We start from the raw sequence: 12,481 nt of genomic DNA, 5'->3' as shown, positions 1-12,481 counted from the left end.
GTACATGTTGAATCCTAAACTTTAAACTGCTGATTATGTCTAAAAAAAGTTTCTTTTACCGTAACAGTTTAAGTATTGTTTTACTTGCATTAATGCTTTTCAGCCTTGTTGGACAGTTTTTTACAGGCTGGAAAACTCTGAATAAAGACCTTGCAGAACAGGGAAGTGCCATGCTCAGCCTTGGTGCCTATGTCCGAAGCGGACATTTTATACAGGCCACCTTCGAAAACTGGGAAAGTGAGTTTCTCCAGATGATGCTGTATGTTGTGCTGACAGTTTCTCTAAGGCAGAAAGGTTCCAGCGAATCCAAATCTTTAGAAGGAGAAGAAGATGTGGACAGGGAACCGAAAATCCATGCAGATGCTCCGTGGCCGGTAAAAAAAGGCGGAATATGGCTGAGTATGTATAAGCATTCTTTATCCTTAGCTTTTGCCCTGTTATTTATTCTGAGCTTCGTGATGCACTTTTATGGAAGTATGAAGGACTTCAATGAAGAGCAGGTCATAAAGAATGAGCCTCCCGTTACTGCAGTACAGTATATTTCGGAATCCAGATTCTGGTTTGAGTCTTTTCAGAACTGGCAGAGCGAATTCCTGGCAGTTGCCTCCATTGTCATCCTCTCGATCTGGCTCCGCGAAAAAGGGTCACCGGAATCTAAACCGGTAGATATGGCTCATGACGAAAACCCTTAACCTAATTTTTTCGCCCTGGGTTTCACTTTCATGATCGAGTGATAAGAAGAGGTAAAAGCAGAAAGGCTTTGGTAACCTACCCTGTAAGCAATCTGGCTTAAAGTATACTGCCCTGTGTCAATCAGTTCTATGCTCTTTAAAATCCTGACAAGCTGCAGGTATTTCTGAAGGGTAATTCCTGTTTCATTTTTAAAAATCCTCTGTAAACTCCTTACAGACATCTGTGCCTTTTCTGCCAGTTCATCAGTATTCAGGCTGTATTTAAAATTTGAATTGATAGCGGTACAGACCGGAATAAGACGGGCATCCGATGGAACCGGGATCTCAAGATAGCTGTTCTCTCTGCAAAAGTTCGGAAGACTTTTTAAAATAGCCTTAAAAAATAAATCCTGCTCTTCATCTCCTTCGATCAGCTGATTCCATTTGGAAGCATATAAAAGCATTTCCTTCAAAACAGCAGGAACAGCAAAGACGTGAACATTTTTATAAAAATCGTCTTCAAAAACAGTTTTGAACAGAAACACCATTAAGTTGACTGTTTGTGCTTCTGAAGTTATCCTGTGTGCTTTCCCCGAAGGAATCCAGATCACATGATACTGCGGGACAAGATAGATTTTCTGGTCTATATGAAAATATTGATATCCTTCTTCCACAAAAGTAAGCTGGGAACGTTGGTGAGCATGTTCATGATCATCGTGTTTCCAGTTTTTTTCGCACCAGACATAAGCTTCTTTTTCAATGGTGTCTACAAACCGGCTGTCCGCCTGTTTAGTTAAGCCGCATTTTACGATGTCGTTCTGCATAGAATTTTTGGCAAATTTAATAAAAACGACAATACTAATTTTGTATTGTAATTATTTATCTTATTAAAAATGAAAAAACTAAGTACGGTTTTTGTATTAATTCTATTATTAAAAATCACCACGGTCATGGCACAAGACAGTAAAGCTAAAATATTGGTTCTTATTCACTCGGATAACGGCGGAACCTATGAACTGGCCAAAGAAATAGCATCCGGTATTGAAATCAGTAAAAATGCAGATGCAATAATCAAGCAGGTTAAAGGATCTTCCAATCCTAAACTGAAGAACATTCCTGTAGCAACAGTAGATGAGCTGCCTTCTTATGATGGAATTGCTTTTGGATCGCCTGTATATTTTGGAAATATCAGCACAGGGATGAGCGAATTTCTATCCAAAACCGTTGAGCTATGGACCAGTCATGCGCTGGAAGGGATGCCGGCAACAGTTTTTATGTCTGCCGGAAGCGGAGCAGGAAAAGAACTGGCACTTCAGGCTTTCTGGAACAGTCTTGCAGTTCATGGAATGGTCCTCGTTTCTAATGGAATCCGGGGAACAGATCATATTAATAAAACCATTCCTCAGGGAAACACCGTTTTGGGAATAACAAGCATGGCATCACTGAAAGATGTTGAAAGACCTACAAAGGATGAACGTAGACTGGCAGAACTGCAGGGAACAAACTTTGCTAAAACTGCCTTAGCCCTGAAAGGTACATTCTCTAAAAAACAGGCAGCAGCTGTAATTCCGGTAAAATCTCAGGATATCAATGATCTTTTGAAGCAGAAAAATATTACCCTGCCACAGGTTCCGCAGCCTGCCGGAAACTACAAGCCGTTTGTACGCTCAGGGAACCTTGTTTTTATCAATCAGGTCGCTTTGAAAGAGGGAAAGATTTTGAATCCGGGCAAATTAGGAGTTGACGTTAATGAACAGCAGGTAAAAGAGGCTACAAAAGCTACAATGCTTAATGTTATAGCTGTTTTGAAAGAAGCTGTAGGCGGCGATCTCAATAAAGTAAAACAATGTGTACAGCTGACAGGAATTTTCAATACAAAAGATGATTACACAAAACATGCAGACCTGATGAATGTAGCTTCGGATCTTACCGTAGACGTTTTTGGAGAAAAAGGAAAACATGCCAGAGCCACTTTGGGAGCTTCATCTATTCCAGTGAATTCTTCTGTGGAGATACAGGCTGTGTTTGAAGTAGAGTAGACCAAGCAGAAATGTTCTGCATGACAATTGTTGGAGCATTGAGAAAGGGAAATAAAAACACTGGTGGCTGAGTATTTCAGCCACCAGTGTTTTTTATTATAGGGCTATAGCGTGGCTTCGAAAGCCTCAGCCATCAGTAATTTTTCAGTTCAGTACTAATTAAATTAGCTATTGTAAATATTTTAGGCTGTAAAAATTTCTGAATGACCCGAAGTCACTTTATTTTAAACATTCGCATTTCCTTCCACACCATCAGCATTATTGGTTTTAACGCCGGTTATTGCAGCGGTTACAAAGCTGAACAGGCTGACAAGTTTTCCGGCTTTTGTATCCCAATAGTATGTTTCTTTGGGTTCTACACGGATAATCGTTACGTCCGGATCATCTTTTCCGTCAAACCAGGCATTGGCCATTGGCGACCATTTTTCTTCAATGGTGGCTTTGTCCTTATAAACAGAGGCTTCGCCATAAACAGAAAGATACTGGGAGTCACCATTATTCATAAAGAAAAGCTGTACTCTCCGGTCTTCTTTTATTTCAAAGTTTTTATTGCTTGTTCCGCTGCTGATAAACCATAAATTTCCGCTGTCATCTGTTTCCTGCAGTGTCATAGGGCGGGAATTGACAGGAATTGTTTCAAGCTCGGTACAGAACATGCATATTCTTGCATTTTCCGACAGTTCTTTGATTTTTTTAATGGCTTCCAGATGGGTTAAATTCTGTGTTGACATAATATTATATTTTAGTGATTGGTATTGAGTTGAATTAAAATTGATTTCTTCAGGGACCAGAATCAATAGTATATATTTCATTAAACATTCAAATACCTGACCAAACATCACTTTTTTGTGGTAGTAACAGTCAAAAAATCTTTAAATCATAATAAAGATCTCACAAAAAAATCAACATATTTCTCATAGCCTGCTCAGAATTTTGCTGTCAATATAAAAGGTTCCGAAAGGAATAAAGCATGCCAGAATGACTTTCCAGGTAGTCTCCTTGAATTTCCACTGCTGTTCAACCCCAACACTTAAAGTATTGAACAGGAAAAGCAGGAATAAAGTTCCGTGCACCGGACCCATGAGTTTCACAAGATCCGGATTTCCCATCCAATATTTTAAAGGAACTGCTATGAAAATTAAGACTAAAAGAGATATTCCTTCCAAAATAGCCAGGATTCTCAGGCGTCCGATCTTTGTTTTTAATAAATGTATCATAATTATCTGAAATAAGGTCTGTTGGCAAAAGGAGAGAAGGGCCATGGAATAGCAATAAAAATAACTGCCAGGGCAATTGTGAACCAGATGAGCATTGTTTTGAATTTTTCCCTGTCCGTAGTTTTCCGTTTAGCTAAAGCGGAACCGACAGTGATCAGAACAATAGCCGTCATCATAAGCAGAATGTGGATCATCCCGAAGAAAAGAAGGTCTAAAGAAGCTTTGGACTCACTGAAATTCTTCCAGAAATACTTTACAACTGGACTTTTTGTATAAAGAATGATCCCGAGAATCAATTGGATTTGAGCAATTGTAGCGGTCCAGTGCCTGACCAGATCTTCTTTCTTTGTCAATGGTTTATGATAAAAATATCCTTTAAAAGCCATCCATATGGCATAAATAAGACTTAATAAAACCAACCAACGGAATAAGGAATGCAGAAATGTAAGAGTCTGGTACATTTTGAATTTTTTGAACAGTCCAAAGGTATAACAAAAACATACTAATTAGTATGTTTTTTGATAAAAAAATTATTGAAGTGAGTCAAAATAGGACTTAAGTCCTTTTAAATAAATTAGATACACCGATTTTGAATTTTCTAATTTACCTAAATTCCTTACTCCCCAATAGCCTGACATCACAAAAACTGCTATTTCTTTTGCGTCAATATCACTTTTTAACTTTCCTTCTTTCTTTCCATTTTCAATACAGGTTATTATCGCATCTTCCCATTGTTTGGAAAGCAAGTTTAATGCTTTTGTGAAATCTATATGCCAGGGAGCCATTTCCTGAGTGAAATTAGAGGCAGGACAGCCGTATTCAACCTTTAAAAAATCGTTTTCCATTAAAATGCCGTGCATCAGATCATAAATGCTTTTCAGTGGATAATTACTGGTTTCCAGCGGTTTAATGAAAGTATTTTTGAAATTACTGATCAAAAGCTCATTAATGATCGCCAGCCCCATTTCGTCTTTTGTTTTAAAATGATAATAGAAGGCACCTTTTGTTACCTGAGTAGTCGCAATGATCTCATCAACGCTGGTGGTTTGGTATCCTTTCGTATAGATCAGCTCAAAGGCTTTCTGAAGAATATTTAATCGGGTTGCTTCTGATTTTTTCATTGGTATAGGCGGCTTTATTGCAAAGGAACGGAATTTTTAAAATACAAACTTTTATTATCAAACAAATATGCTGTGAAGGTTATAGAGTTAGTAATCTTTGGAGTTAAAATATTTGAGTTGATTTTTTAAACGCAAGGATAGACTAAGAATAATAAATATATGAAATTTTAAGGTAAACAAGGGCGCTTCGCTTATTAATGAAATACAAAGGGAACACAATTGTTAAGATTATATTCTGCCTAATATTCATGAATGTCGGAATCTGTAAATACAAAGAATTTTCTGCCTTTGAGTTTGTTTTAATATTCAGAGACTTTTTTGGTTTAAATATTGAGTTGATTTTTTTAATCGCAAGGGTAGACAAAGAATAATAAATATATGGAATTTTAAGATAAACAAGGGCGCTTCGCTTATTTAATGAAATACAAAGGAAACGCAATTGTTAAGATGTTCTGCCTATTTATGAATCTCGGAATCTGTAATACAAAGAATTTTCTGCCTTTGAGTTTGTTTTAATATTCAGAGACTTTTTTGGTTTAAATATTGAGTTGATTTTTTTTAATCGCAAGGGTAGACAAAGAATAATAAATATATGGAATTTTAAGATAAACAAGGGCGCTTCGCTTATTAATGAAATACAAGGGGAACACAATTGTTAAGATTATATTCTGCCTAATATTCATGAATGTCGGAATCTGTAATACAAAGAATTTTCTGCCTTTGAGTTTGTTTTAATATTCAGAGACTGTCTTTTGTTTAAATATTTGAGTTGATTTTTTTAATCGCAAGGGTAGACTAAGAAATAATAGATGCATGAATTTTAAGGTAAACAAGGGCGCTTCGCTTATTAATGAAATATAAAGGGAACACAATTATTAAGATATATTCTGCCTAATATTCATGAATCTCGGAATCTGTAAATACAAAGAATTTTCCGCCTTTGGGAATATTTTTGGTGTCCAATCCGGTAAATTCACTGAAAGCCGGAAGAAGTAATTGGTTAGCCGTCTGGACAAAACATGGAAGCCTTATTTTTTTCACCGCAGAATTTAATATGACACCGGGATGGATATGTCCTGTGATCTGAAATTCCGGCAAAGTATTATCAAAGTCATGGACGAAAGTGAAACCGTCAACTGTCAAAGAATCAGCACTGAAATTTAGACACAATTTCTTTTCCAGTGCAGCTGATAGACGGTCATGATTTCCTTTAATAAGATAAAAATGAAGATCCGAATACTGGTTTCTCCAGCTGCAGAACGCATCTACATCTGAATTATCTCCTGCATGAAGCAAATCTCCAACCACTATAAATTTTTCAGGCTGAAAATATTCAATAAGAACGGAAAGCCTTTCCAGATCGCTTTTCATGATATGATTGGCGAGCGCAATTCCGTTTTTCCGGAAATGGGCCGTTTTCCCAATGTGAAGATCAGATAAAATCAGGGCTTTCTCTTTTTTCCAAAATGCGGCACGCTGATTGGTCAGCGTGAAAACTTCGTTGTTAAGGATAATATTTTTTTCTGCAATATTCATTTTGTTGTACAATGTACGATGTAAAATGTATCAATGATTTTGAAAAGGAAGATGAAAATAGAATTTCCTCTGCAACATAGTCAAACTTCATTAATCATAATTATAACTTTGAACTCTAAAACTTTAACCACTCCTTCCAGCCTGTTCTACCATTTTCCTGATCCTGGCATCCAGACTTTCACTCGAAAGCGTCTGTCTCAGGCTGTCTACCTTGATCGGGAAACTCAGTGGGGTAAAGGTATGGGAATATTTTAAAATGATTTTTGATTTTTCAATTCTTTTAAAGGCTTCCACAAGACGCGGCTCCTGCAGCTGCATATTGAAAACTTCGGTATATGCCTGTCTGACAAGAAAATGATTGGGATCATAATCTTCCAAAACTTTAAAAATTAAGCCTGCAGAGCTTTGAAGTGATTTATTGGAACGTTGTTTTCCCGCATAATTCTGTATGACCATTCCTGAGATTACTGCAATATCCCGGAATTTCCTTCGCGCCATTTCCGCAGAGTTGATACTCGCTATCACATCATTCATCAGGTTTTCCCTGGTCAGGATTTTATCAAGATTTTCTCCGTTTAAAGGAATTTCCTTATCACTGAATAGTTCAAAACCGTAATCATTCATCGCCATAGAAAAGGAGATAGGAGTCAGTTTGGAAATCCGGTAAGCGATGAGTGCTGCCATCACTTCGTGTACAAGCCGGCCTTCGAAGGGATACATGAACAGGTGATAGCCTTCACGATTTTTGATAAGTTCAACAAGAAATTCGTCCTCTTTGGGAATGTGGGATTTTTTTTCCTGATTGGCTAATAAGGGGTGTAAGAATTTCAGTTCTTTTTCTGAAGCTTTCGAATTTAAGGCATGAGAAAGTTTTTCTCTTAGAAAATGTCCCAGATTAGAGCTTAAAGGCAACCTTCCGCCGAGATAGCTTGGGGCCATGGCCTTTCCTTTTGCTGCACGGACATAAACCGTCATATCTTTGATCATAGCCACTTCCAGCGTTCTTCCGGCCAGGATGAATTTTTCTTCTTTTTTTAATTTTGAAATAAAATATTCTTCAACCATTCCGATATAACCGCCGGAGATAAATTTTACCTTCAGCATGGCATCGCTTACAATAACGCCCATATTCATCCGGTGGAGCATAGCTATTTTTCTGGAGGTTACTTTATAAAGACCGTCCTCCATAATCACTATTTTGTGGAATTCTTCATAGCTTTTTAAAACACTTCCGCCGATTGTCAGAAAATCAAGAATACTTTTCCATTCTTCTCCGGTCATTTCCTGGAAAGCAAATACTTTTTTTATTCTTTCAAATGTTTCTTCAGGATAAAATCCGTCACCAATGGCTAGGGTCATGAGAAACTGTACCAGCACATCAAAGCATAAAACCTGCGGTTCACGAGGCTCAACCACTTTCTGTTTTACAGCTTCCTTCAAAGCAGCCACCTCAATCAATTCAAGAGAATGGGTGGGAACGCAGTAAATTTTAGAGGTCTCAAAGGGGGAGTGCCCGCTTCGTCCGGCACGCTGCAGAAACCTGGCCACACCTTTTGCCGAACCGATCTGAATGACAGTATCCACGGGTTTAAAATCTATTCCCAAATCTAATGAGGAAGTGGATACAACGGCTTTCAGTTTTCCTGCACTTAAATTCTCTTCGATCCAGATCCGCAGATGGGCATCAATAGAGCTGTGGTGAATAGCGATCTGGCCTGCAAAATCAGGATAGGCACTCAGCAGGAGCTGGTACCACATTTCGCTCTGGCTTCGTGTATTGGTAAAAACAATGGTGGATTTTGAATCCAGAATAATGGGAACTATTTTGTCGGCAAGTTTTGCTCCCAAATGTCCGGCCCAGGGAAGAATTTCAATCTCATCCGGAATGACCGGAAGAATATCTATTTTTTTATGTTCTTTGGCTGTAATTTTTGTTTTTTTAATATCATAAGGAATTAAAACATCCATCGCTTCATCCAGATTTCCGATCGTTGCGGTGATTCCCCATATTTTTATTTTAGGAACATATTTTCTTAATTGAGAAACAGCAAGCTCAACCATGACACCGCGCTTTGAACCTAATAATTCATGCCATTCATCAGTTACGACACATTTCATATTCTGAAACAACCGGGCATGATTTTTCTGTCCTAAAAGCAGATGAAGACTTTCAGGTGTTACAACCAGAATTTCCGGCATATTTCTTACCTGCTGCTGTCTTATTTTCGGGTCGGTATCTCCATTTCGTACTCCAACAGTCCAGTCGAGGCCAATTTCATCCATTGCTTCCTGCATAGCTTTAGCAATATCTTTGGACAAAGACCGAAGAGGAGTAATCCAGATCATTTTCAGCCCTTTTTTATAGTCTTCCGGGCGGTTCATGAAATCTGAAATCAAAGCAAGGAACACAGAAAATGTTTTCCCGAATCCGGTAGGGGCGACGACCATTCCGCTGTATCCGCTTCCGAATTTCTGCCAGGTATCGATCTGAAATTTGAAAGGAGAAATGCCTTTACCAGCCATCCACTGCTGAATGACGCTGAATCCGTTGCTGTTTTCAAATGTTTTCAAATTATTGGATGAGTTTTTTTATTTCTTCAAGTTCGTCAATTTCGTCTACGGTTTTGTCTTTACGCCATCTTACAATTCTCGGAAATCTCAGGGCGACGCCGCTTTTGTGCCTGCTGCTGAATCCAATGCCTTCAAAGGCGATTTCAAAGACCAATTCTGCTTTTACGGTACGTACAGGTCCGAACTTTTCTATGGCATTTTTATTGACAAACTTGCTGACTTCCATAATTTCTTTATCGGTGAGCCCGGAATAGGCTTTTGCAATGGTTACCAAGGTGTCTCCGTTCTTTACAGCAAATGTATAATCCGTGTAATAGGCACTTCGCCTTCCGCTTCCTTTTTGAGCATAAATTAGAACAGCATCAATAGTCAGAGGGCTGACTTTCCATTTCCACCAGTCGCCTTTTTTTCTTCCCGCATGATAAGGGGAATTTTTCTGCTTCAGCATCAGGCCTTCACTGTTGATCTCCCTGGATGCTTCTCGTATTGTATTCAGATCCTCCCATTTTTCAAAGTTTATGACCTTCGAAAGCTTAATGTTCTCAGGCGTTTCATTCAGAAGCAATTCTTCAAGCATGGCCCGTCTTCCGGCCATAGGTTTTTCACGAAGGTCGGTCCCTTCAAGTTCCAGCAGATCATAGACAAAAACTTCGATAGGAATATCTGCCAGCATTTTTTTTGTTAAAGTTTTCCTGTTTAATCTTTTCTGTAATTCATTAAAATTTAAAACATTAGTATCCTTTACCGCAAGTATTTCTCCATCTAAAACAAAGTTCCCCTTCATAGCCTTTACGGTCTCTTTGATTTCCGGAAACTGATCGGTGACGAGTTCTTCACCTCTTGACCAGATAAAGACTTCATCATTCCTTTTTATGATCTGCCCGCGGATTCCGTCCCATTTGTATTCTATCTGCCAGTCTTCGGGATTACCAAGTTCTTCCGGCTCTTTTTCCAGTGGATAGGCAAGGCAGAACGGATAGGGTTTTGAATTGTCCGGATTGATATTTTCGGCCGAGATCAGTTCCTGAAATGATACTTCGCCCGGGATCCATTTTCCCATGAGACTGTGCATCAGGGTACTGGATTCCTGGGAAGAGAACTTAGTAAGGGCATTGATGAGCGTTTTATCTGAAACGCCGATCCTGAAACTTCCGCCCAGTAATTTATTGAAGATTAAGCGTTCTGTATAATCCAGTCCGTTCCATGATTTTAATACAAATTCTTTTTTTTCAGCATCCGGTTTATCTTTTAAATCAACAATATCCAGCATCCACTGGGATAAAGTACGGTCAATTTTTTCGGTTGGCGGGGGAAGGATAAGAGAAAGTGTTTCTCCCAGGTCTCCCACTGAGGAATAGCTTTCCTGAAACAGCCAGAACGGCAGTTGTGTGATCTCCAGAGCCCATTCTTTCATATAATTGGTATTGACATTTCTTTTGGGTCTTTTTCCTGTAAACAGAGCAATAAACCATACTTTATCTTCATCCGGAGCCCGTTCCAGATAATCGATGATGGCGTCTATTTTTGCATTGGTCTTATTGGTAGTTTCCAAAGCATTGATCAAATCTGCAAAATGTTTCATGGCCCGGGATTTTCAATGATTTCTTTTTCAGATTCTTCTTCGTCTTCCCCAAACTGGGTTTGTACAACATCTGACCTGATCCCTATTTCATTTAAATATTTTGAAAAAACTTCGGTCTGTCCGTGGGTAACGTGTACTATTTCGGCTTCTGTAGCTTTTACGGCCTGCAAAAGTCCTTTCCAGTCGGCATGATCACTCATGGCAAATCCTGCATCGGCACTCCGCCACCTTCTGGCACCGCGCACCTGCATCCAGCCTGAGCAGATTGCTGTGGCCGCATCGGGTATTTTTTTAATGATATTGCTGTCAAGCAATGCCGGGGGAACAAGAACAATTTCATGCTGAACTTCTTTGGCGTTTTCTCTGAAATCAGCGATCGTGTAATCCGGAAGATCAATTCCGGCGGATTCAAAGGCTTCATTCAGTTTTCCGATGGAATAGTGAACATATATTTTCCCCAGACTTTCTACCGCTTTCATAATACGCTGGGCTTTTCCCAAGGAATATCCTATAAATACTGATGTTTTTGAGTTTTCCTGATTTTTGAGTACCCATGTCTGAAGTTTTTTATTGAGGTCAGGAACTTCAAGCCAGTTATAAATGGGAAGCCCGAAAGTACTTTCTGTGACAAACTCATTGCATTTCACCAATTCAAAAGGGGTGCTCAGACCGTCTTCCTGTACTTTATAATCGCCTGAGATAACGGTGACATAGCCTTTGTATTCCAATCTTACCTGTGCGGAACCGATAATGTGGCCTGCAGGGTGTAATGAAACTTTTACACCATTAAGATGAAGTGTTTCACCATATTCAACTCCCTGACATTCAATATCGATCCCGATTCTCTGGTAGAGAATAGGCTTTGTATAATGATGGCAAAGGTATTTCTTCATTCCCCAACGGGCGTGGTCCGCATGTCCATGGGTGATCACCGCGAGATCCACAGGTCTCCAGGGATCAATATAAAATTTTCCCTGCGGACAGTAAATTCCTTTTTTTGTGAATGTTATTAGTTTCAATGGAAAAATATTTTGTTGTTTATAATAACTGCTGCAGTTATTGGATCGGCTGCAATTTATCCTTCAAAAACCTAACCAAAATATTCAATTTCGAGCAAAAAATATAATTGGAAAATAAATCTAAGACGTTCAGTTTATTTTTGTATTTTTATCTACCTATTACTAGATAGATAATGAAAACTAAAGATAAAATAATAGAAACCGGAAATAAATTACTGAGTGAAAAAGGGTACAACGCTTTTAGCTATGCTGATATAGCGAAAACTATCAATATAAAAACATCATCAATACACTATCATTTTCCATCGAAAGCGGATCTCTGTTTGGCTATTATTGAAACTCACCGTCAGCATATACTGAATCTTAAAAACTCTCAGATGGAACTGTCTGCGGAAGAAAAATTAAGAGGGCTGTTCGGTTATTATCTTTTTCTTATTGATCGGCAACAGATTTGTCTGACAGGGACTTTGGCCTCGGATTATAGTTCATTGGATGAAAAGGTTACTGAAAAACTGAAAGAATTCAACCAGACGATACTGTCTCATACGGCAGACCTTTTACAATCCGGTGTTGAAAGGAAAGAATTTCATAGGATTGAAAACTGCAGAATGAAGGCAATGGAGCTGTTATCTATGCTGGTTGGTCTGGCACAAATCGGCAGGCTGTACCCTAAAGATGAAATTCAGGTTTTACTGAATCAGTATATTAACAATTTAAAACGATAA

At 38.7% G+C, this 12,481-nt stretch carries 12 protein-coding genes; 3 read left to right on the top strand and 9 right to left on the bottom strand.

Annotated features, from left to right (window positions below):
* Positions 1-35: 35 nt before the first annotated feature.
* Positions 36-692: a DUF6766 family protein gene (locus J4Q03_RS12400; RefSeq protein WP_426048487.1), complete on the top strand. Its 657-nt coding sequence runs from the start codon at positions 36-38 to the stop codon at positions 690-692.
* Here the strand turns inward: J4Q03_RS12400 and J4Q03_RS12395 are convergent.
* A complete protein-coding gene (locus tag J4Q03_RS12395) occupies positions 689-1,495 on the bottom strand; it encodes an AraC family transcriptional regulator (protein WP_426048486.1) in 807 nt (268 codons plus the stop codon). The genes J4Q03_RS12400 and J4Q03_RS12395 overlap by 4 nt on opposite strands.
* A gap of 69 nt (positions 1,496-1,564) precedes the next feature.
* On the opposite strand from J4Q03_RS12395, the gene J4Q03_RS12390 reads away from it, so the two are divergent.
* The gene (locus J4Q03_RS12390; protein ID WP_426048485.1) at positions 1,565-2,710 is read left to right on the top strand and encodes an Atu1372/SO_1960 family protein; all 1,146 of its coding nucleotides are present in this window, start codon (positions 1,565-1,567) and stop codon (positions 2,708-2,710) included.
* Positions 2,711-2,934: 224 nt separating this feature from the next.
* Here the strand turns inward: J4Q03_RS12390 and J4Q03_RS12385 are convergent, their stop codons facing one another.
* The 8 genes from J4Q03_RS12385 to J4Q03_RS12350 all read right to left on the bottom strand — a co-directional run bounded on the left by J4Q03_RS12385 (position 2,935) and on the right by J4Q03_RS12350 (position 11,756).
* A complete protein-coding gene (locus tag J4Q03_RS12385; RefSeq protein ID WP_426048484.1) occupies positions 2,935-3,441 on the bottom strand; it encodes a pyridoxamine 5'-phosphate oxidase family protein in 507 nt (168 codons plus the stop codon).
* Between the two features lie 183 nt (positions 3,442-3,624).
* Positions 3,625-3,927: a DUF3817 domain-containing protein gene (locus J4Q03_RS12380; RefSeq protein WP_426048483.1), complete on the bottom strand. Its 303-nt coding sequence runs from the start codon at positions 3,925-3,927 to the stop codon at positions 3,625-3,627.
* A 2-nt stretch (positions 3,928-3,929) separates the two neighbouring features.
* On the bottom strand, positions 3,930-4,388 hold the full coding sequence (locus tag J4Q03_RS12375; protein WP_426048482.1) for a hypothetical protein: 459 nt from the start codon (positions 4,386-4,388) through the stop codon (positions 3,930-3,932).
* A 69-nt stretch (positions 4,389-4,457) separates the two neighbouring features.
* The gene (locus tag J4Q03_RS12370) at positions 4,458-5,048 is read right to left on the bottom strand and encodes a TetR/AcrR family transcriptional regulator (RefSeq protein WP_426048481.1); all 591 of its coding nucleotides are present in this window, start codon (positions 5,046-5,048) and stop codon (positions 4,458-4,460) included.
* Positions 5,049-5,939: 891 nt separating this feature from the next.
* Complete coding sequence (gene pdeM / locus J4Q03_RS12365) at positions 5,940-6,584, bottom strand: ligase-associated DNA damage response endonuclease PdeM (protein ID WP_426048480.1); 645 nt, start codon at positions 6,582-6,584, stop codon at positions 5,940-5,942.
* Between the two features lie 123 nt (positions 6,585-6,707).
* Positions 6,708-9,155 (bottom strand): ligase-associated DNA damage response DEXH box helicase, encoded by a 2,448-nt coding sequence (locus J4Q03_RS12360; RefSeq protein ID WP_426048479.1) that lies wholly within the window; start codon positions 9,153-9,155, stop codon positions 6,708-6,710.
* A gap of 1 nt (position 9,156) precedes the next feature.
* Positions 9,157-10,737, bottom strand: coding sequence for an ATP-dependent DNA ligase (locus J4Q03_RS12355; protein ID WP_426048478.1), 1,581 nt, complete (start codon positions 10,735-10,737; stop codon positions 9,157-9,159).
* Entirely contained in the window at positions 10,734-11,756 is a 1,023-nt protein-coding gene (locus tag J4Q03_RS12350) for a ligase-associated DNA damage response exonuclease (RefSeq protein WP_426048477.1), read from the bottom strand. Before J4Q03_RS12350 ends, J4Q03_RS12355 begins: the two co-directional genes overlap by 4 nt.
* A gap of 173 nt (positions 11,757-11,929) precedes the next feature.
* Between J4Q03_RS12350 and J4Q03_RS12345 the strand changes: the two genes are divergently transcribed.
* Positions 11,930-12,481, top strand: coding sequence for a TetR/AcrR family transcriptional regulator (locus J4Q03_RS12345; protein ID WP_426048476.1), 552 nt, complete (start codon positions 11,930-11,932; stop codon positions 12,479-12,481).

Origin of the sequence: Chryseobacterium sp. NFX27 (assembly GCF_049887855.1) — a bacterium.
Lineage (GTDB): Bacteria > Bacteroidota > Bacteroidia > Flavobacteriales > Weeksellaceae > Chryseobacterium.
The sequence above is the reverse complement of the archived record's forward strand: the minus strand, read 5'-3'. Positions and strand labels throughout refer to the sequence as shown.